At 62.3% G+C, this 21,295-nt stretch carries 17 protein-coding genes; 11 read left to right on the top strand and 6 right to left on the bottom strand.

The genetic code is table 11. The features are described 5' to 3' along the window. The first annotated feature begins 15 nt into the window (after positions 1-15). From AA098_RS25975 to fdhA, 6 genes are all read left to right on the top strand, one after another. The gene (locus tag AA098_RS25975) at positions 16-1,266 is read left to right on the top strand and encodes a sarcosine oxidase subunit beta family protein (RefSeq protein WP_003255680.1); all 1,251 of its coding nucleotides are present in this window, start codon (positions 16-18) and stop codon (positions 1,264-1,266) included. 14 nt (positions 1,267-1,280) lie between these two features. Further along, positions 1,281-1,616 (top strand): sarcosine oxidase subunit delta, encoded by a 336-nt coding sequence (locus tag AA098_RS25970; protein WP_003255679.1) that lies wholly within the window; start codon positions 1,281-1,283, stop codon positions 1,614-1,616. Beyond that, positions 1,613-4,627: a sarcosine oxidase subunit alpha gene (locus AA098_RS25965; RefSeq protein WP_003255678.1), complete on the top strand. Its 3,015-nt coding sequence runs from the start codon at positions 1,613-1,615 to the stop codon at positions 4,625-4,627. Before AA098_RS25970 ends, AA098_RS25965 begins: the two co-directional genes overlap by 4 nt. Positions 4,628-4,701: 74 nt before the next feature. Then, positions 4,702-5,334, top strand: a complete 633-nt coding sequence (locus AA098_RS25960; protein WP_003255677.1) for a sarcosine oxidase subunit gamma — start codon at positions 4,702-4,704, stop codon at positions 5,332-5,334. A gap of 11 nt (positions 5,335-5,345) precedes the next feature. Beyond that, positions 5,346-6,203 carry a formyltetrahydrofolate deformylase gene (gene purU / locus AA098_RS25955; protein ID WP_003255675.1) on the top strand — a complete coding sequence of 286 codons (858 nt, stop codon included), beginning with the start codon at positions 5,346-5,348 and terminating at the stop codon, positions 6,201-6,203. 298 nt (positions 6,204-6,501) lie between these two features. After that, positions 6,502-7,701 (top strand): formaldehyde dehydrogenase, glutathione-independent, encoded by a 1,200-nt coding sequence (gene fdhA, locus AA098_RS25950; protein WP_003255673.1) that lies wholly within the window; start codon positions 6,502-6,504, stop codon positions 7,699-7,701. 195 nt (positions 7,702-7,896) lie between these two features. On the opposite strand, the gene AA098_RS25945 is transcribed toward fdhA, so the two are convergent. Next, complete coding sequence (locus tag AA098_RS25945) at positions 7,897-8,877, bottom strand: RHS repeat-associated core domain-containing protein (RefSeq protein ID WP_238739099.1); 981 nt, start codon at positions 8,875-8,877, stop codon at positions 7,897-7,899. Between the two features lie 164 nt (positions 8,878-9,041). Between AA098_RS25945 and AA098_RS25940 the strand changes: the two genes are divergently transcribed. After that, entirely contained in the window at positions 9,042-9,617 is a 576-nt protein-coding gene (locus AA098_RS25940; RefSeq protein WP_004576361.1) for a DUF2780 domain-containing protein, read from the top strand. Between the two features lie 85 nt (positions 9,618-9,702). Here the strand turns inward: AA098_RS25940 and AA098_RS25935 are convergent, their stop codons facing one another. After that, the gene (locus AA098_RS25935) at positions 9,703-10,590 is read right to left on the bottom strand and encodes an acyltransferase (RefSeq protein WP_064615096.1); all 888 of its coding nucleotides are present in this window, start codon (positions 10,588-10,590) and stop codon (positions 9,703-9,705) included. Positions 10,591-10,771: 181 nt separating this feature from the next. On the opposite strand from AA098_RS25935, the gene AA098_RS25930 reads away from it, so the two are divergent. The 4 genes from AA098_RS25930 to creD all read left to right on the top strand — a co-directional run bounded on the left by AA098_RS25930 (position 10,772) and on the right by creD (position 14,972). Then, positions 10,772-11,272 carry an ATP-dependent zinc protease gene (locus AA098_RS25930; protein WP_014860930.1) on the top strand — a complete coding sequence of 167 codons (501 nt, stop codon included), beginning with the start codon at positions 10,772-10,774 and terminating at the stop codon, positions 11,270-11,272. Positions 11,273-11,419: 147 nt separating this feature from the next. Continuing rightward, complete coding sequence (gene creB / locus AA098_RS25925) at positions 11,420-12,100, top strand: two-component system response regulator CreB (RefSeq protein WP_003255664.1); 681 nt, start codon at positions 11,420-11,422, stop codon at positions 12,098-12,100. Further along, positions 12,100-13,536 carry a two-component system sensor histidine kinase CreC gene (creC, locus tag AA098_RS25920; RefSeq protein WP_003255662.1) on the top strand — a complete coding sequence of 479 codons (1,437 nt, stop codon included), beginning with the start codon at positions 12,100-12,102 and terminating at the stop codon, positions 13,534-13,536. Before creB ends, creC begins: the two co-directional genes overlap by 1 nt. A gap of 107 nt (positions 13,537-13,643) precedes the next feature. Then, positions 13,644-14,972, top strand: a complete 1,329-nt coding sequence (gene creD / locus AA098_RS25915; protein ID WP_004576363.1) for a cell envelope integrity protein CreD — start codon at positions 13,644-13,646, stop codon at positions 14,970-14,972. Between the two features lie 164 nt (positions 14,973-15,136). On the opposite strand, the gene AA098_RS25910 is transcribed toward creD, so the two are convergent. The 4 genes from AA098_RS25910 to aceF form a co-directional block, all read right to left on the bottom strand. Beyond that, entirely contained in the window at positions 15,137-15,760 is a 624-nt protein-coding gene (locus AA098_RS25910) for a glutathione S-transferase (RefSeq protein WP_003255655.1), read from the bottom strand. A gap of 3 nt (positions 15,761-15,763) precedes the next feature. Further along, the gene (gene msrA / locus AA098_RS25905) at positions 15,764-16,432 is read right to left on the bottom strand and encodes a peptide-methionine (S)-S-oxide reductase MsrA (protein ID WP_003255654.1); all 669 of its coding nucleotides are present in this window, start codon (positions 16,430-16,432) and stop codon (positions 15,764-15,766) included. Positions 16,433-16,535: 103 nt separating this feature from the next. Further along, a complete protein-coding gene (locus AA098_RS25900) occupies positions 16,536-19,226 on the bottom strand; it encodes a bifunctional diguanylate cyclase/phosphodiesterase (protein WP_064615095.1) in 2,691 nt (896 codons plus the stop codon). Positions 19,227-19,637: 411 nt separating this feature from the next. Beyond that, a complete protein-coding gene (gene aceF, locus AA098_RS25895) occupies positions 19,638-21,284 on the bottom strand; it encodes a dihydrolipoyllysine-residue acetyltransferase (protein WP_064615094.1) in 1,647 nt (548 codons plus the stop codon). Positions 21,285-21,295 lie beyond the last annotated feature (11 nt).

Genomic DNA, 21,295 nt, shown 5'->3' with positions numbered 1-21,295 from the left:
GTGGAGTCACACACCATGCAACGTTACTCGGGCTTCGGCCTTTTCAAGCACTCCCTCAGCCACCACGAAAACTGGCAGCGCATGTGGCGCACGCCAACCCCTAAAAAGGTTTACGACGTGGTCATTGTCGGCGGTGGCGGTCATGGCCTGGCCACGGCCTACTACCTGGCCAAAGAGCACGGCATCACCAACGTTGCCGTGATCGAGAAGGGCTACCTGGGCGGCGGCAACACCGCCCGTAACACCACCATCGTGCGTTCCAACTACCTGTGGGACGAGTCGGCGCACCTGTACGAGCACGCCATGAAGCTGTGGGAGGGCCTGTCCCAGGACCTGAACTACAACGTGATGTTCTCCCAGCGCGGCGTTTACAACCTGTGCCACACCCTGCAGGACATGCGTGACTCCGAGCGTCGGGTCAGCGCCAACCGCCTCAACGGCGTGGATGGCGAGCTGCTGAACACCGCCCAGGTTGCGGCCGAAATCCCGTACCTGGACTGCTCGAAGAACACCCGCTACCCGATCCTCGGCGCCACCGTACAGCGCCGTGGCGGCGTTGCCCGTCACGATGCCGTGGCCTGGGGCTTCGCCCGCGCTGCCGACGCCCTGGGCGTCGACCTGATCCAGCAAACCGAAGTGATCGGCTTCCGCAAGGAAAACGGCGCGGTCATCGGCGTGGAAACCAACAAAGGCTTCATCGGCGCCAAGCGCGTCGGCGTGGTCACCGCCGGTAACTCCGGGCACATGGCCAAGCTGGCCGGCTTCCGCCTGCCGCTGGAATCGCACCCGCTGCAAGCGCTGGTATCCGAGCCGATCAAGCCGATCATCGACAGCGTGATCATGTCCAACGCCGTGCACGGCTACATCAGCCAGTCCGACAAAGGCGACCTGGTGATCGGTGCCGGTATCGACGGCTGGGTCGGCTACGGCCAGCGCGGTTCGTACCCGGTGATCGAGCACACCCTGCAGGCCATCGTCGAGATGTTCCCCAACCTTTCGCGTGTTCGCATGAACCGCCAGTGGGGCGGCATCGTAGACACCTCGCCGGACGCCTGCCCGATCATCACCAAAACCCCGGTCAAGAACATGTTCTTCAACTGCGGTTGGGGTACTGGCGGCTTCAAGGCGACCCCCGGTTCGGGCAACGTCTTCGCCGCGAGCCTGGCCAAGGGCGAAATGCACCCACTGGCCGCGCCGTTCTCCATGGACCGTTTCTACAACGGCGCACTGATCGACGAACACGGCGCCGCCGCCGTCGCCCACTAACCGGAGACACCGTCATGTTGCATATTTTCTGTCCCCACTGCGGCGAGCTGCGCTCCGAAGAAGAGTTCCACGCCTCTGGCCAGGCACACATCGCCCGCCCGCTGGACCCTAACGCCTGCTCCGACGAGGAGTGGGGTACCTACATGTTCTACCGTGACAACCCACGCGGTATTCACCATGAACTGTGGGACCACGTTGCCGGCTGCCGCCAGTACTTCAACGTCACCCGTGACACCGTGACTTACGAAATTCTGGAAACCTACAAGATTGGCGAGAAGCCGCAAGTGACCGCCAATGGCAAAGCCGCCAGCGCCACGTCGACCGTCAAAGGCCAAGGGGAAAAAGTATGAGCCAGACCTATCGCCTCGCCAGCGGCGGCCGTATCGACCGCAGCAAGGTCCTGAACTTCACCTTCAACGGCAAGACCTACCAGGGTTATGCCGGTGACAGCCTGGCCGCCGCGTTGCTGGCCAACGGCGTCGACATCGTTGGCCGCAGCTTCAAGTACTCGCGCCCACGCGGCATCATCGCCGCCGGTACCGAAGAGCCGAACGCAATCCTGCAGATCGGCTCCAGCGAAGCTACCCAGATCCCCAACGTGCGCGCCACCCAGCAGGCACTGTACGCGGGCCTTGTCGCCACCAGCACCAACGGCTGGCCGAACGTCAACAACGACGTCATGGGCATCCTCGGCAAGGTAGGCGGCAGCATGATGCCGCCGGGCTTCTACTACAAAACCTTCATGTACCCCAAATCGTTCTGGATGACTTACGAGAAGTACATCCGTAAAGCCGCCGGCCTGGGCCGTGCACCGCTGCAGAACGATCCAGACAGCTACGACTACATGAACCGGCACTGCGACGTGCTGATCGTCGGCGCCGGCCCTGCTGGCCTGGCTGCTGCACTGGCCGCTGCGCGCAGCGGTGCCCGCGTGATCCTGGCTGACGAGCAGGAAGAGTTCGGCGGCAGCCTGCTCGACACCCGCGAAACCCTCGACGGCAAGCCTGCTGCCGAGTGGGTCAACGCCGTGGTCAAAGAGCTGGAAGGCCTGCCGGAAGTGACCCTGCTGCCACGTGCCACGGTCAACGGCTACCACGACCATAACTTCCTGACCATTCACGAGCGCCTCACCGACCACCTCGGCGACCGCGCCCCGATCGGCCAGGTTCGCCACCGCGTGCACCGCGTTCGCGCCAAGCGCGTGGTACTGGCTGCCGGCGCCCACGAGCGCCCGCTGGTGTACGGCAACAACGACGTGCCGGGCAACATGCTGGCCGGTGCTGTTTCCACCTATGTTCGCCGCTATGGCGTGGCCCCGGGTCGCAAGCTGGTACTGTCGACCAACAACGACCACGCCTATCGCGCCGCGCTGGACTGGCACGACGCGGGCCTGCAAGTGGTCGCCATCGCCGACGCCCGCCACAACCCACGTGGCTCGCTGGTTGAAGAAGCGCGTGCCAAAGGCATTCGCATCCTCACCTCCAGCGCCGTGGTCGAGGCCAAAGGCAGCAAGCACGTCACCGGCGCCCGTGTGGCGGCGATTGATGTGCAGGCACACAAAGTCACCAGCCCAGGCGAAGTCCTCGAGTGCGACCTGATCGCGTCCTCGGGCGGTTACAGCCCGATCGTGCACCTGGCTTCGCACTTGGGCGGTCGCCCGGTATGGCGTGACGATATCCTTGGCTTCGTGCCGGGCGATGCGCCGCAGAAGCGTGAGTGCGTCGGTGGTATCAACGGCGTGTATGCCTTGGGCGATGTGATTGCCGATGGCTTCGAAGGCGGCGTCCGCGCAGCCACCGAGGCCGGTTTCAAGGCCACTGTCGGCACCCTGCCAAAAACCGTGGCGCGCAAGGAAGAGGCCACCGTGGCACTGTTCCTGGTACCGCACGACAAAGGCACCAAGGGGCCGAAGCAGTTCGTCGACCAGCAGAACGACGTGACCGCAGCCGGTATCGAGTTGGCCACCCGTGAAGGCTTCGAGTCGGTCGAGCACGTCAAGCGCTACACCGCGCTGGGCTTCGGTACCGACCAGGGCAAACTGGGCAACATCAACGGCCTGGCCATCGCCGCCCGTTCGATCGGCATCACCATCCCGGAAATGGGTACCACCATGTTCCGCCCCAACTACACGCCGGTGACGTTCGGCGCGGTAGCGGGCCGTCACTGTGGTCACCTGTTCGAGCCTGTGCGCTTCACTGCCCTGCATGCCTGGCACGTGAAGAACGGCGCCGAGTTCGAAGACGTCGGCCAGTGGAAGCGCCCGTGGTACTTCCCGAAAGCCGGCGAAGACATCCATGCTGCCGTCACGCGTGAATGCAAGGCCGTGCGCGACAGCGTGGGCCTGCTGGACGCCTCGACCCTGGGCAAGATCGACATCCAGGGCCCGGACGCGCGCGAATTCCTCAACCGCATCTACACCAACGCCTGGACCAAGCTCGACGTGGGCAAGGCCCGCTACGGCCTGATGTGCAAGGAAGACGGCATGGTCTTCGACGACGGCGTAACCGCCTGCGTCGGCGACAACCACTTCATCATGACCACCACCACCGGCGGCGCTGCCCGCGTGCTGCAGTGGATGGAGCTGTATCACCAGACCGAATGGCCAGAGCTGAAGGTGTACTTCACTTCGGTCACCGACCACTGGGCCACCATGACCCTGTCCGGCCCTAACAGCCGCAAGCTGCTGAGCGAGCTGACCGACATCGACATGGACAAGGAAGCCTTCCCGTTCATGACCTGGAAGGAAGGCAACGTCGGTGGCGTGCCGGCCCGCGTGTTCCGTATCTCGTTCACCGGCGAGCTGTCGTACGAAGTGAACGTGCAGGCCAACTACGCCATGGGCGTGCTGGAACAGATCATCGAGGCCGGCAAGAAGTACAACCTGACCCCGTACGGCACCGAGACCATGCACGTACTGCGTGCAGAGAAGGGCTTCATCATCGTGGGCCAGGACACCGATGGTTCGATGAACCCGGACGACCTGAACATGAGCTGGTGCGTTGGCCGCAACAAGCCGTTCTCGTGGATCGGCCTGCGTGGCATGAACCGCGAAGACTGCGTACGTGAGAACCGCAAGCAGCTGGTGGGCCTGAAACCGGTCGACCCGACCAAGTGGCTGCCGGAAGGCGCCCAACTGGTGTTCGACCCGAAACAGCCGATCCCGATGGACATGGTCGGCCACGTCACCTCCAGCTACGCGTCCAACTCCCTGGGCTACTCGTTCGCCATGGGTGTGGTCAAAGGCGGCCTCAAGCGCATGGGCGAGCGTGTCTACTCGCCGCAGGCGGATGGCAGCGTGATCGAGGCGGAAATCGTGTCTTCGGTGTTCTTCGATCCGAAGGGTGAGCGGCAGAACGTCTAAGGCCCCGGATGGCGGCGCAGCCTGATTGCAAGGCTGCGCTGCCCTGACGAACAAGAATTCAAGGCAGGTAAGAAATGAGCGCTATCAACGTCTTCCAGCAAAACCCCGGCGCCGAGGCCAAAGCCCAGTCGCCACTGCACCATGCCGACCTGGCCAGCCTGGTAGGCAAAGGCCGCAAGAACGCAGGGGTGACCCTGCGTGAACGCAAGTTCCTCGGTCACCTCACCCTGCGTGGTGATGGCCACAACCCGGAATTCGCCGCTGGCGTGCACAAGGCCCTTGGCCTGGAGCTGCCCGTGGCGCTGACCGTGGTCGCCAACAAGGACATGTCGCTGCAATGGGTCGGCCCAGATGAGTGGCTGCTGATCGTACCCGGCGGCCAGGAGCTGGCAGCGGAGCAAAAGCTGCGCGCGGCCCTTGAAGGCCAGCACATTCAGGTCGTCAATGTCAGTGGCGGGCAAAGCCTGCTGGAACTGCGCGGCCCGAACGTGCGCGACGTGCTGATGAAGTCCACCAGCTATGATGTTCACCCGAACAACTTCCCGGTGGGCAAGGCCGTGGGCACCGTGTTCGCCAAGTCGCAACTGGTGATCCGCCGCACTGCAGAAGACACCTGGGAGCTGGTAATTCGCCGCAGCTTCGCCGATTACTGGTGGCTGTGGCTACAGGACGCTTCTGCCGAATACGGCCTGAGCATCGAAGCCTAAGGAGCAAGAACATGAGTCGGGCACCGGATACCTGGATTCTCACCGCCGACTGCCCGAGCATGCTCGGCACCGTCGACGTGGTGACGCGTTACCTCTTCGAGCAGCGCTGCTACGTGACGGAGCACCACTCCTTCGATGACCGGCAGTCGGGACGCTTCTTCATTCGCGTCGAGTTCCGTCAGCCGGACGATTTCGACGAGGCGGGCTTCCGGGCCGGCCTCGCAGAGCGCAGCGAAGCGTTCGGCATGGCTTTCGAGCTGACCGCACCCAACCACCGCCCCAAGGTGGTGATCATGGTGTCCAAGGCTGACCATTGCCTGAATGACCTGCTGTATCGCCAGCGCATTGGCCAACTGGGTATGGATGTGGTGGCCGTGGTGTCGAACCATCCTGACCTCGAACCCTTGGCGCATTGGCACAAGATTCCTTATTACCACTTCGCCCTCGACCCCAAGGACAAGCCTGGGCAAGAGCGCAAGGTGCTGCAGGTGATCGAGGAGACCGGTGCTGAGCTGGTTATTCTTGCCCGCTATATGCAGGTACTGTCGCCCGAGCTTTGCCGCCGTCTGGATGGTTGGGCGATCAATATTCACCACTCGCTGTTGCCGGGTTTCAAAGGCGCCAAGCCTTATCACCAGGCCTACAACAAGGGCGTGAAAATGGTCGGTGCCACGGCGCACTACATCAACAACGACCTGGATGAAGGGCCGATCATTGCCCAGGGTGTCGAGGTGGTGGATCACAGCCACTATCCCGAAGACCTGATTGCCAAAGGGCGGGATATCGAATGCCTGACACTGGCGCGGGCGGTGGGGTATCACATCGAGCGGCGGGTGTTCCTGAACGCCAACCGGACTGTCGTTCTGTAATAACCGGTACCGGCCTCTTCGCGGCTAAAGCCGCGCCTACAGGTACTGGCCCTTGGATGGGTGCGGTCCCTGTAGGCGCGGCGTTAGCCGCGAAGAGGCCCGCACAGGCCGCCGCTCTCTGTTTGCCCAAACTCCCCAACGACACTCCTGCCGCTAAAAGGCATCTCTCTGTCGCTCCCAGTCAGCGCAGATCTCCCCATCCGGCCCACAATTCCCTCATTCCAGAAACACATGCCGCCCACGGATGGCGGCGCGTTCAACCACCGCTGCATAAATAAAAATCAAGCGAGGTAAGAGCATGTCTGGCAATCGTGGAGTGGTGTATCTCGGCGCTGGCAAGGTCGAAGTACAGAAGATCGACTACCCGAAAATGCAGGACCCGCGCGGCAAGAAAATCGAACACGGCGTCATCCTGAAGGTGGTCTCCACCAACATCTGCGGTTCTGACCAGCACATGGTCCGTGGCCGCACCACTGCCCAGGTCGGCCTGGTCCTGGGCCACGAAATCACCGGTGAAATCGTCGAGAAGGGCCGCGATGTCGAGCGCATGCAGATCGGCGACCTGGTATCGGTCCCGTTCAACGTCGCCTGCGGCCGCTGCCGCTCCTGCAAAGAGATGCACACCGGTGTCTGCCTCACTGTAAACCCGGCCCGTGCCGGCGGTGCCTACGGCTACGTCGACATGGGCGACTGGACCGGTGGCCAGGCCGAATACGTGCTGGTGCCGTACGCCGACTTCAACCTGCTGAAGCTGCCTGAGCGCGATAAGGCCATGGAAAAGATCCGTGACCTGACCTGCCTGTCCGACATCCTGCCCACCGGCTACCACGGTGCCGTAACCGCTGGCGTCGGCCCAGGCAGCACTGTCTACGTTGCCGGTGCCGGCCCGGTCGGCCTGGCCGCCGCTGCCTCGGCGCGCTTGCTGGGCGCCGCCTGCGTAATCGTCGGTGACCTCAACCCGGCCCGACTGGCACACGCCAAGTCGCAGGGCTTCGAAGTGGTCGACCTGTCCAAGGACACCCCGCTGCACGAGCAGATCGTCGACATCCTCGGCGAGCCGGAAGTGGACTGCGCTGTCGACGCCGTCGGCTTCGAGGCCCGTGGCCATGGCCACGAAGGTGCCAAACACGAGGCCCCGGCCACCGTGTTGAACTCGCTGATGCAAGTGACCCGCGTGGCCGGCAACATCGGTATCCCGGGCCTGTATGTAACCGAAGACCCAGGCGCAGTGGATGCCGCTGCCAAGATCGGCGCGCTGAGCATCCGCTTTGGCCTGGGCTGGGCCAAGTCGCACAGCTTCCACACCGGCCAGACCCCGACCATGAAGTACAACCGCCAGCTGATGCAGGCGATCATGTGGGACCGCATCAACATTGCTGAAGTGGTGGGTGTGCAGGTGATCAACCTGGATCAGGCGCCGGAAGGGTATGGCGAGTTTGATGCGGGTGTGCCTAAGAAGTTTGTGATTGACCCGCACAAGATGTGGGGCGCGGCATAACCGCTTGGAGTCAGATGAAACCCCTCTTTCGAGGGGTTTTTTCATCTCGTCTTACGGTAGAACGGCCATCGAAGGCTAAAGCCACGAGATTCTCTGGTCGACCTGTCAAGGCCGGTCGCTGACTTCGATGCAACCGGCCGAGACTAGTAGGCAGCCCTGATGATCGCAGTGGCTTAAGAGGCTTGGGATTACATTTCAGAAACCGCTTCCAAGGAACATGAAATCGCGGGGGGTTGGAGTCTGATTGGTTCGCCGAACTCTCGCCAGTTCATCAGTTGGCGGCGAGGAATCTGCTTGGTATCCGGGTAGGCTGTTGTCTGTGGCGGGGACTGAGGCTGAGACTGCATTTTGAGCCTGCATGAACTTATCCATGTTGGTTTGGCGCTTAGCAGTCAGATCATCCCACTTGGTTATCTCAGCGCTACGCTTCAATTCGTTGTTCGTTATCTTGGCTTTTAGGGATTCTACGTAATGTGATGGCTGGTTCCCGTATTCATCAGGGTGGTTATTGCTCCTTCTTTCAATCTTCCAATGTCTCAAATCGACATTTAGCTGGCTGAGCTTCTCGTCATAATGGTAAATTCTTTTTTCGACCTTGATTATTTTGTTGTTCAGTAGCTCAAGTTTCTTGGCGTAGTGTTTGAAAGCTGAAATCGGACTGCGTTTAAAAATTGATACTAAGAAATGCCCACTAGGGTCAGTGTTGTTAACAGGGTCGGCCATGCAATAAGCATAAGGATTTAATCCGCCCCTGCCGAACGGGCTCATTGTGTCCTGACTGCAGAAGCGCATCAGGGAGGGGCTAAACAACCTATATCCATTTCCCAGAGGGTACAGCATAGATACCGGGTCACACCGATGCCCGTTAAAGGCGAGCAACGACTTCATGACATGTTCATCAGAATAGCCGTAAGGCGAATAAGCTATGGTGTCTCGAGATAAACCTATAATTGAATTAGAGCGGTCGGTCTGTACTATTTTAGTCGGTTGTGTCTGCTCCATTTGGGCAATTGGTAATCCCAGAGCCCGCAGGGCCTTGTAGTTGCCTTGGGCGGAAACCTCATTAGATAATTGACCGGTTTGGTAAAAATACATGGAGGTTCGATTAGCCGCCTTTCCCGGCGGCATTGTGGTTGATCGATTTTTTTTACTATTCCTGTCTACGTTTTCAGCCATGATTTGATCCCGCCTCAGACTTTGCACTGAGTGTTTACGTTGCACTCCGCTGCCGGATGGTACAACTAGCATTTTTGCTAGGTAGTAAGCGGTCGGAACAAAACCCCAAACCACGAGTCAAACCCCTCGTTTCCCGGCCATCCCGGCCAACGAGGTCCCTCCCGATGAAAGCATTCACCCTGGCAACCCTGATGACCCTGGCTGCAAGCCCGGTGTTCGCCTTCAACCTCAGCGACGCTGCCAACGCCGTGTCCGCCATGCAGAACCAGCAACAGCAAGGCCAGGTACAGGCACCCGAAGCGCAGGCCAATCTGCTCAATACCCTGGGCAGCCAGCTGAACATCACCCCCGAACAGGCGGTAGGCGGGGCAGGGGCCATGCTGGGGCTGGCGCGCAACAACCTTAGCAGCGATGACTATGGGCAACTGACCAAGGCGGTGCCAGGGCTGGACCTGCTGGCCGGTGCAAATGCGCTGGGCGGGTTAAGTGGGTTGAGTGATTTGCTGGGCAAGAACAGCGAAAGCCAGTCGGCCTTGAGCAATGCGCTGGGCAACAACGTGGAAAACCGCAGCGACCTGGACAGTGCGTTCAAGGCGCTGGGCATGGACACCGGGATGATCGGGCAGTTTGCGCCGTTGCTGCTGCAGTACCTGGGGCAGCAGGGGATTGCCGGGGCGTTGTTGCAGAATCTGGGGAGTTTGTGGGCCACACCGGCGCCATTGGCTCAGCCCTCGGTCTGAAGGTCGGGTGAGGATTCTTGCGCAGTCTGCCCGGGCCTCTTCGCAGGGTACCCGCGAAGAGGCCCGGGCAGACACTTAAAAAATATCAGCTCGTTTCCTGCCGTAGCTGCTCGATCCGCTGGTCCTTGGCCACCCACAACTGGTTGATCCAGGCCTGCACCGTTTGCCGGAACTCGGGATCATTCTCGTAATCCCCCGCCCACAACGCCGGGTCCAGCTCACGCACCTGAATGTCGATAATCACCCGGCTGATGCTGCCATTGAGCAAGTCCCAAAACCCCGGCGCCTTGTTGCCGGGGTACACGATGGTCACGTCCAGCAGGGCATCCAGCTGCTCGCCCAATGCGGCGAGCACAAACGCCACACCGCCCGCCTTGGGCTTGAGCAGGTAGCGATACGGCGACTGCTGCTCCTGGCGCTTGGCTTCGGTAAACCGGGTGCCTTCCAGGTAGTTGACCACGGTCACTGGCTGGCGCTTGAACAGCTCGCAGGCCGCCTTGGTGATTTCCAGGTCCTTGCCCTTGAGCTCCGGGTGCTTTTCCAGAAACGCCTTGCTGTAGCGCTTCATGAACGGGTAATCCAGCCCCCACCAGGCCAGGCCAAGCAACGGCACCCAGATCAGCTCCTTTTTCAGGAAGAACTTGAAGAACGGTGTCCGGCGGTTGAGGCTTTCGATCAGCGCCGGGATGTCGACCCAGGTCTGGTGGTTGCTCACGGCCAGGTACGAGGTGTCCTTGCGCAGGTTTTCCACACCGCGGATGTCCCACTGAGTAGGGATGCACAGGGCGAAGATGGCTTTGTCGATTTCCGACCAGGTTTCGGCCACCCACATCACTGCCCACGAGGCATAGTCACGCCCACGGCCTGGCAGCACCAGCTTGAGCAGGGCGAAGACCAGCAGCGGGCAGATCAACACCACGGTGTTGAGCAGCAGCAGGGTGGTAGTGAGAATGCCGGTCAGCAGGCGACGCATAAAGAGACTCTTGTTGTGGGAGATAAACGGTTGGCAATGATAAGCAGGGCGGTGGCCTACGCCAAATGTCCAATGCCCGACGGCGGGGACAAATGTTTCACATTATGTTGGTTAGGCTCGTGACAGCGAACCTATCTGCCCAGTGCAGTCTAAGCATTGACCCTCTCAAGGAAGCCTGCTTGTGAAATCTCTTTTAGCCATGTTGTCGCTGTTGGCGCTGCCGGTGATGGCCGCCGAACCCACTATCTACGGCCGTTACGAGAATATTGCCCTGCCTGAACTGGGCGAAACCCTGAAAGCCAAGATGGACACTGGCGCCTTCACCGCGTCGCTGTCGGCCAAGGATATCGAGCTGTTCACCCGCGATGGGGACGAGTGGGTGCGCTTCCGCCTGGCGACCAAGGAATCGGACGGCAAGGTGTACGAGCACAAGGTCTCGCGCATCAGCAAGATCAAGGGCCGTGCCGATGAAGAGGACGAAGGGGATGCGCCAGAGATCTCCAAGCGCCCGGTGGTCGACCTGGAGTTGTGCCTGGGGGATGTGAAGCGCACCGTCGAGGTGAATCTGGTGGACCGCAGCAACTTCAACTACCCGCTGCTGGTGGGTTCCAAGGCGCTGCGCGAGTTCAAGGCGGCGGTCAACCCGGCGAAGAAGTTCACTGCTGGCAAGCCAGGCTGCTGATCTGAAGCGTGCGCCATACAATGTAGGAGCGGGCTTGCCCGCGAACACACATAATGGGGTGTCAGGCACCGGCTTCGCCGGTGTTCGCGGGCAAGCCCGCTCCTACACTGAAATGTGCCAACCTTCAAAACCGCAAGGCCGGACGCCATGCCTCATATCCTCATCGTCGAAGACGAAGCCGCCATCGCCGACACCCTGGTCTACGCCCTGCAGGCCGACGGTCACAGCACCGAGTGGGTAACCCTGGGCAGTGCCGCCCTCGACCAGCAGCGCCAGCGCCCGGCCGACCTGGTCATCCTCGACATCGGCCTGCCCGACATCAGTGGCTTCGAAACCTGTCGCCAGCTGCGCCGGTTCACCGAGGTGCCGGTGATGTTTCTCAGCGCCCGGGACGGTGAAATCGACCGCGTCGTGGGCCTGGAAATCGGTGCCGACGACTACGTGGTAAAGCCATTTAGCCCTCGTGAAGTGGCAGCGCGCGTTCGGGCGATCCTCAAACGCATGGCCCCGAGGGCCGAGGTTGTCGGCGAAACCACCTTGTTCCAGCTCGACACCTTGCGCATGCAGATTACCTACCGCAGCCAGCCGCTCACGCTGACCCGGCATGAGTTCCGCTTGCTGCAATGCCTGCTCGAACAACCGCAGCGGGTGTTCAGCCGCGAACAGCTGCTCGACGCTTTGGGCGTGGCCTCCGACGTGGGCTATGAGCGCACCATCGACAGCCATATCAAGAGCCTGCGCGCCAAACTGCGCCAGGTAGCGGGTGATGCCGAGCCGATCCAGACCCATCGCGGCCTCGGTTACAGCTATAGCCCGGAGCACGCCTGATGCGCTTGGGCATTCGCATCTTTCTGGTGTACTTCCTGTTCGTCGGCTTGGCCGGTTACTTCTTGCTCAATACCGTACGCGAACAGATTCGCCCGGTAGTGCGCCAATCCTCCGAAGAAACCTTGGTAGACACTGCCAACCTGCTGGCAGAAATCCTGCGGGATGACGTCAAGGCTGGCACCCTGAACCAGGGCCGCCTGCCCGAGGTGCTCGAGGCCTACGGCTCGCGCAGCCCGGGCGCACAGATCTGGGGGCTGGCCAAGAACCAGGTCAGCCACCGCATCTACGTCACTGACGCCAAGGGCATCGTGTTGCTGGACTCCAGTGGCGAGGCCCTGGGCAAGGATTACTCGCAGTGGAATGACGTGCTGCTGACCCTGCGAGGCCAGTATGGCGCCCGCTCCACCCGCAGCGACCCCAACGACGAAAGCACCTCGGTGATGCACGTTGGCGCGCCGATCATCGACAACGGCAAGATCATCGGCGTTGTCACCGTCGCCAAGCCCAATAGCTCATTGCAACCCTACATCGACCGCTCCGAGCGGCGCCTGCTCACCCTGGGGCTAGGGCTGATCGGCCTGGGCTTGCTGATCGGCGCGGCTCTGTCGTGGTGGCTTGCGCGCTCGCTGCGCAAGTTGGCAGGTTATGCGCAGGCGGTCAGCGAAGGGGAACGTGCGGAGCTTCCGCATTACAAGGGCGGCGAGCTGGCGAACCTGGCACAGGCAGTGGAACGCATGCGCACCCAGCTGGAAGGCAAGGCCTATGTCGAGCGCTACGTGCACACCCTGACTCACGAGCTGAAAAGCCCGCTGGCGGCCATCCGTGGTGCTTCCGAGCTGTTGCAGGGCGAGGATATGCCCGCTGATCAGCGGGCACGCTTTGCCGGCAATATCGAGCGCGAGAGCGAGCGGTTGCAACAGATGATCGAGCGGCTGCTCAACCTGGCCAGGGTCGAGCAGATGCAGGCGCTGGAGGACGAGCAGCAGGTGGCGCTGGCGGCGTTGGTCGATGAGTTGCTGCTGGCCCATGCGGCGCGTATCGAAGGCGCCCGTTTGCAGGTACGTCAGCGGGTGCCTGCCACTTTGCGCTTGCTCTGCGATCCTTTTCTGATGCGCCAGGCGTTGGCCAATCTGCTCGACAACGCACTGGACTTCACTCCGGAAGGTGGCACGCTGCTGTTCGACCTGGAGCGCGATGGCGAACGGGTGGCGTTGAGCTTGTTCAACCAGGGGCAAGCGATACCGGCCTACGCCATCGGGCGGGTCAGCGAGCGGTTCTACTCGCTGCCGCGGCCCGGGAGCGGGCGCAAGAGTACCGGGCTGGGGCTGAACTTCGTGGCCGAGGTGATGCAGCTGCATGGCGGAGCCTTGGCGGTGGACAACGTCGATGGCGGGGTGCGGGTGCGGTTGTGGCTGCCGGTGCGGCGCATCAGCTGAGACAGCCGGGGCTGCACAGCAGCCCCAAATACACGTAAATCACACACGCGCTCCACAAAGCCTCCATGCAAGGCGCAGACACTGCGCCCAATGCCACAGGAGGCCACATGAACAAGACCCTCGGTTTCAAACTCGGCATGATCGCCATGCTGATGTTGCTGCTGCTCATCCCGCTACTGCTGATCAACGGCCTGATCGACGAACGCCAGGCCATGCGCGACGGCGTGTTGCGCGATATTGCCCAGAGCACCAGCTTCGACCAGCAACTCAGCGGCCCGCTGCTGGTGGTGCCGTACCGCAAGTACCAGCGCCGCTGGATCGAAAAGGACGGTGAGCGTACCCAGGAAACCAGCACCATCGCCGGCCACCTGTACTTCCTGCCGGAAACCTTCGACGCCGACCTGGGTGTGGACACCGAACTGCGCGCCCGAGGCATCTACCAGGCGCGGTTGTTTCACACCAAAGGCCGTATCAGCGGCCGCTTCAAGCTCCCGGCGCATTGGGGCATCGACAAGGACTTTGACGACTACCGCTTCGACACGCCGTTCCTGGTGGTGGGCATCAGTGATATCCGCGGTATCGAAAGTGCTCTGGAGCTGAGCATGGACGAGCAAAAAGTGCCGTTCGAGCCCGGCACCCAGCTCGACTGGATGCGCGGCGGCGTACACGCCAGCCTGCCGGGGCTGGACGGGCTACAGGCGCGAGCGTTCAGTTATGGCTTTGACCTGGCGCTGCAAGGTACCGGCCAGTTGCACGTGGTCCCCGTGGGCCGTACCAGCAGCGTGGACATGCGCGCCAACTGGCCGCACCCGAGCTTCGTCGGCAACTACTTGCCCAACCGCCGCGAAATCGATGCTCAAGGCTTCAGTGCCCATTGGCAAACCTCGTTCTTTGCCACCAACCTTGAGGATGCCATCCGCCAGTGCGCTAACGCCGGGCAGTGTACGGATTTCAGTGAGCGCAGCTTTGGCGTGAGTTTTATAGACCCAGTGGACCAGTACCTGAAAAGCGAGCGGGCAATCAAATACGCGTTGTTGTTCATTGCCCTGACCTTTGCCGGCTTCTTCCTGTTCGAGGTAATGAAGAACCTGAGCGTGCACCCCGTGCAGTACATCCTGGTGGGCGTGGCGCTGGCGTTCTTCTATCTGCTGCTGCTTTCGTTGTCCGAGCACATTGGCTTTGGTCTGGCGTATGGGCTGTCGGCTTCAGCCTGTGTGATGCTGATCGGCTTCTACCTGAGCCATGTGTTGCGCAGCCTGGTGCGAGGGGTGGGTTTTGCAGCGGGTTTGGCGGCGTTGTACGCGCTGCTCTTCGGGCTGCTGAGTGCCGAAGACTATGCGCTGCTGATGGGGTCGCTGTTGTGTTTCGGCTTGCTTGGGGTGTTCATGGTGCTGACCCGGCGGCTGGACTGGGCGCGTGTGGGGAGGGCGGCATGAGGGAGGATAGAGAGATCGGGCGCTGGTTGGCGCTCAGGATCGGGCTGTTGTTTCCTGTGATACCGAGGTGAGGCCTTCGCGGGCACGCCCGCTCCCACAAGCCCACCACAGATAGCGCACACTGTGGAAACCTTGTAGGAGCGGGTTTACCCGCGAAGGGGCCCTCAGGCCACTGGCGCTGTAGCGACCATCGATGGCCGCTTGACCACCTCGGCATACCACGCCGCCAACCCAGGCTGGCGCTCACGCCAGCCAAACCCGGGCTGACGCAAATCCAGATAGCCCAGCGCACAGGCCACACCAATCGCCGCCAGGTCGAAGCCGGAGATCAGCTCCGGCAAGTGCTCCTGCTCCAGGTTGGCCAGGCTACGGCGGATCTTGTCACCCTGCGCTTGCAGCCAGCCATCCCAGCGCTTGTCCTCTGGCCGCAGGAAGCTCTCATACCGGCTCGACACCGCCGCATCCATGATCGCATCGGCCTGTGATACCAAGGTCATGCGCCGCCAGCGCGCCGAACCTTCACGCGGCAGCAGCGGCAGGCCAACGTGCTGCAGGTCGAGGTACTCGCAGATCACCCGGCTGTCGTGCAGCACGGTGCCGTCTTCCAGGCGCAGGGCCGGGATCTTGCCGATCGGGTTGTCCTGGTTGAGCTGCGGGTCGCCGCTCACCGGGCTGATGTTCACCGGCTGCAGCTGCACACGCTCAAGCTGGCCGGTCTCGTGCAACACCACCATGACCTTGCGCACGAAAGGCGACAACGGCGAGTGGAACAGGGTCATCGTGCTCATGCTTCAGTTACCTTGCAGGCTGGGTGGCAGGCACACGCCGGTGCCGCCGATGCCGCAGTAGCCGTCCGGGTTCTTGGCCAGGTACTGCTGGTGGTAGGCCTCGGCGAAATAGACGGTCGGTGCCTGGTCGATTTCGGTGGTGATTTCGCCGAAGCCGGCCTTGCTCAGCTCGGCCTGGAAGGCGTCGCGGCTGGCCTTGGCCTGTTCCAGCTGTTCCGGGCTGGTGCAGTAGATGGCCGAGCGGTACTGGGTGCCGATGTCGTTGCCTTGGCGCATGCCTTGGGTCGGGTTGTGCAGCTCCCAGAACATTGCCAGCAGTTCGCGGTAGCTGACCTTGTCCTTGTCGAACACCACCAGCACCACTTCGGTGTGGCCGGTCAGGCCCGAGCAGACTTCTTCGTAGGTAGGGTGCGGGGTGAAGCCGCCGGCGTAGCCGACCACGGTGCTGACCACACCTTCACGCTGCCAGAAGCGGCGCTCCGCGCCCCAGAAGCAACCCAGGCCGAAGATGGCGAAGTCGATGGCGCCTTCGAAGAACGGGCCGAGCAGCGGGGTGTCTTTGAAGACGTAGTGGAACTCGGGCAGGCTCATTGGCGTTTCGCGGCCAGGCAGGGCCTGTTCCGCAGTTGGCATGACGTTTTTGTTCACCAGGATTTCCGAACGCAGGACCATGGCCGTTCCTCTGTATGTCATTGAGATGGGGGCTGGGGCCTTCGCGGGTAAACCCGCGAAAGGGCCCGAATGGCTTCTATAGTGCCCGAGGATTACGCAGCTGTCAGGCCACCGGGCCACGCGGATAGCGCTTCAGCCGTTCGGCCAGCTCGCGCCCGGGAATCGGCCGGTCGAACAGGTAGCCCTGGCCCACATCGCAGCGGTGACGGCGCAGGAATGCCAGTTGCTCCGGCGTCTCGATCCCTTCGGCCACCACCTTCAGCTTCAGGTTGTGGGCCATGGCCACCACCGCCGAGGTGATTTCCATGTCGTCCTGGTTGTCGGGGATTTCGTTGATGAAGCTGCGATCGATCTTGAGGATGTCGATCGGAAACTTCTTCAGGTAGCTCAGCGACGAATAACCGGTGCCAAAGTCGTCCATGGCCAAGGTCAGGCCCAGGGCCTTCAGCTCGTCCAGCTGGCGGTGGGTGTCTTCGCTGGCTTCCAGCAGCAGGCCTTCGGTCAACTCCAGCTCCAGCAGGTGCGGGGGCAGGGCTTCTTCCTTGAGGATGGTGCTGATCGACGCCACCAGGTCCGGGTCGGAGAACTGTTTGGGCGACAGGTTGATGGCTACATGCAGGTTGCCCAGGCCGGCCTTGCGCAGTTGCTGGCTCATGCAGCACGCCTGGCGCACTACCCATTTGCCGATAGGGATGATCAGGCCGGTTTCCTCGGCCACGCTGATGAACTGGTCCGGGCGGATCATGCCGCGTTCGGGGTGGTTCCAGCGCAGCAGCGCTTCCAGGCCCAGCAGGCGACCGCTGCGCAGGCACAGCTTGGGCTGGTAGAACACGTCCAGCTCATTCTGGGTCAGGGCACGGCGCAGGTTGTTCTCGACGAACAGCTTGTAGCTGGCTTCGGCGTTGAGCACTTCGGTAAACACCTGTACCTGGTGTTTACCGTTGGCCTTGGCCTTGTGCAATGCAAGGCCGGCATTCTTCATCAGGCTGGCCGGGTCGACGCCGTGCAACGGTGCACAGGCCAGGCCTACCGAGGCGGTGACGTTGATCAGCTGGTTGTCGACGAACATCGGCTTGTCGAGGGTGCACAGCAACTGCTGGGCGACGCCTTGGCCATCTTCAAGGCTGGTGTGGTCGAGCAGCACGGCGAACTCGTTACTGGCAAAGCGCGCCAGGATGCCACCGCTGTGCAGGCTGTTGCGCAAACGCCTGGCCAGGCTGATCAACAGCTTGTCGCCGGTCTGGTGGCCTAGGCTGTCGTTGATGCGCTTGAAGTTGTCGATGTCCACCAGCAGCAGGCACATCGAGCTTTCGCCATCGCGGGCGAAGCGCTCGTCCAGGCTGCGGATGAACGCCGGGCGGTTGCCCAGGTTGGTGAGGTTGTCGGTGTAAGCCAGGCGTTCGATGCGTTGTTGGGCCAGCTTGGTCTGGGTGACGTCTTCGTAGATGCCGATGTAGTGGGTCAGCTCACGGTTGTCACCGTACACCTTGGAAATCGACAACTGGCCCCAGTACGGCTCCAGGTTTTTGCGCCGGCTCTTGAACTCGCCCTGCCAACTGTTGCCCATGGCCAGGCTCGACGGCGAGTCGAACAGCAGTTCGCTGAGGTTCTCCAGGGCCGGTAGCTCGCCCAGCTGGCGGCCCTGCACTTCGTCGGTACTGTACTGGGTGATGGCGGTGAAGCTGGGGTTGACGTACTCCACCCGGCCGTCGCGGTTCACCAGCAGAAAGGCGCTGGCGCTCTGCTCGACCGCACGCTGGAACAGGTGCAGGGCGCTGGCCGCGGCCCGTCGTTTGTGGTTTGTGATCACTTGGGCGAACTGGTCGGCCAGCTCGCCGGCAAAGGCAATCTCGTCCGACTGCCAGGCCCGTGGCTGGCCGGTTTGCTCCAGGCACAACACGCCAATCACCTGGCCATCGACACGGATGCTGGCGTCGAGCATGGCCTTGTTTTCCGGGCGCATGCTTTGCGCCAGGGCGCGGGTGCGCGGGTCGTGGCCGGCGTTGTGAGCGTCGATGGCGCGGCTTGCGTGCAGTGCATCCAGGTAGTCGGGGAAGCGGCTGGCATCGATGGCTTCGGGCTGGCGGTGCTCCTGTGCGTCGCGGTACCAGGCGATGATCGGTTCCAGGCGTTGGTCTTCCAGGTGCCAGATGCTGGCGCTGTCGACCTTGTAGATTTCGCAGGCGCTCTGGGTGATCAGCTGGGCCGCTTCGAGCAGCGAGTTGCCCGCGCTGTAGCGATGGCGGGCGAGGCGCAGGATAAGGTCCTGCTGGCCGCGCACCCGCTCCAGGTGCTCCAGTTGTTCTTGCTGCGTGCGCTGGTTCAGCTGCAGGGCCAGTTGCAGGCGGTTGTTGCGTGACTCCAGGTCGCTGGCGCCGGGTTCGCCGGTCTCTTCCTGCTGGTCGTCGAGCACGCTCAGGTAGCCGCGCAACAGCTGGCGGTTGTGTTGCTTGTAGGCTTCACCCGCTTCCAGCAGGCGCAGCGAGGTGCTCGGCGTGTGCAGGGTGTAGCGCACGCGATAGTAGCCGCGCTGGGCCAGTTGCAACTGGATTTCGTCGTGCAGCCGGTAGCGTGCTTCGGGTTCCATCAGGCTGGCGTAGGGCGCGTCAATCAGGGCACACAACTCGCCGGTTTGCAGGCCGAACTGGCGCTCACAGGCTGGGTCAAGGTAGAGCATGGCCCAGGTGGCTTCGTTGAGCCTTTCGAAACGCAGCATGCCGAGCCGCGAGGGCACGGGTAACTGTGTCACGACCTCGGCCGCCACACGGCTGGCGGCATCGGGTTGGCTTTTCATCGAAGACTCGCTTGAAGAGGGAACGCTGCCTTGTGGCTGCGGCGGATTTGGCAAGGTTGCATCATGTCCCGAGGGCTGGCAAGCGGCCATGCTTGATGCTGTGGACAGGTTATCGGCTGACGTGGCCGATTCTGCAGTTTGGCTGGAGATTTTGGGGCCGCTTTGCGGCCCATCGCGACACAAGGCCGCTCCCACAGGGATCGCGCCAGCTTTTAGAAATTGAGCAAGACAGTTACTCCCACAATGTGGACTGCGATTGCCTGTGGGAGCGGCCTTGTGTCGCGAAAGGAGGGCGAAGCCCTCCCAGCTTTTTCCAGGCAAAAAAAAGCCCCGCCAATCGACGGGGTTGAGGTACGAGCGTGGCAGCTCGAAAAGGGTACTGCCCCTCGCAAGGAGGGGCAGTGTGCTGGCTTACAGCAGCATGGTGCGGATATCGCCCAGCACGTCGCCCAGGCGCTTGGTGAAGCGCGCGGCGGCAGCGCCGTTGATCACACGGTGATCGTAGGACAGCGACAGCGGCAGCATCAGCTTTGGCTGGAAGGCCTTGCCATCCCAGACTGGCTGCATGGTCGCCTTGGAGACGCCCAGGATAGCCACTTCCGGCGCGTTGACGATCGGCGTGAAGCCGGTGCCGCCAATGTGGCCGAGGCTGGAGATGGTGAAGCAAGCGCCTTGCATCTCGTCGGCCGACAGCTTCTTGGTGCGCGCCTTCTCGGCCAGTGCAGCGGCTTCGGCAGCCAGTTGCAGCAGGCTCTTCTGGTCGACGTTCTTGATCACAGGGACCAGCAGGCCGTCCGGGGTGTCCACGGCGAAGCCGATGTGCACGTACTTCTTGCGGATGATGGCCTTGCCGCTTGGCGCCAGCGAGCTGTTGAAGTCCGGCAGTTCCTTGAGCAGGAAGGCGCAGGCCTTGAGCAGCAGAGGCAGCACGGTCAGCTTCACGCCAGCTTTCTCGGCCACGGCCTTCTGCGCAACGCGGAAGGCTTCCAGCTCGGTGATGTCGGCAGAGTCGAACTGGGTCACGTGCGGCACGTTGAGCCAGCTGCGGTGCAGGTTGGCAGCACCGACCTGCATCAGGCGGGTCAGGGCCACTTCTTCCACTTCACCGAACTTGCTGAAGTCCACGGCAGGGATCGGCGGGATGCCAGCACCACCGGTCGCACCGGCGGCTGCCGGCGCTTCCTTGGCCTTCTGCATCATGGCCTTGACGTAGACCTGCACGTCTTCTTTCAGGATGCGACCGTGCGGGCCGGTGGCAGCAACTGCACCCAGCTCGACACCGAATTCACGGGCCAGCTGACGAACAGCAGGGCCTGCGTGAACCTTGGCATTGCTGCCAGCGGCCGGTGCGGTAGCAGCCGGTGCAGGGGCAGCAGCCGGGGCGGCAGCGGCAGGTGCGGCAGCCGGAGCAGCCTCAGCCTTGGCTGGTGCAGGAGCAGCAGCCGGTGCCGGCGCGGCAGCCGGGGCGGCACCCGCCACTTTCAGCTTGAAGATCAGGTCGCCAGTGCCGACTTCGTCTTCCAGCTTGCACAGTACTTCTTCGACCACGCCGGCAGCCGGCGACGGGATTTCCATGGAGGCCTTGTCGGACTCCAGGGTAATCAGCGACTGGTCGGCTTCGACGGTGTCGCCGACCTTGACCAGCACTTCGATGATCTTGGCCTTGCCCGACGAACCGATGTCCGGCACGTGGATGTCCTGCACGCTGGCAGCAGCCGGGGCTGCGGCTGGAGCAGCAGGAGCGGCTTCAGCGGCTGGCGCTGGCGCCGCAGCCGGAGCAGCGGCAGCGGCAGCGGCCGGTGCCTCAGGGGCCGCAGCAGCGGCGCCCTCGGCTTCCAGGACCAGCAGCTCGTCGCCTTCTTTCAGGCGGTCGCCCAGCTTGACCTTCAGTTCCTTGATGACGCCGGCCTTGGGCGCCGGAATTTCCATGGAGGCCTTGTCGGACTCCAGGGTCAGCAGGCTCTGGTCAGCCTCGATACGATCACCGACCTTGACGAACAGCTCGATGATTTCACCTTCACCGCTGCCGATGTCAGGTACGCGAATGAGTTCGCTCACTTAAAAATACT

The sequence above is a fragment of the Pseudomonas sp. JY-Q genome, from assembly GCF_001655295.1.
Lineage (GTDB): Bacteria > Pseudomonadota > Gammaproteobacteria > Pseudomonadales > Pseudomonadaceae > Aquipseudomonas > Aquipseudomonas alloputida.
This window is presented reverse-complemented; position numbering and strand designations above follow the sequence as displayed.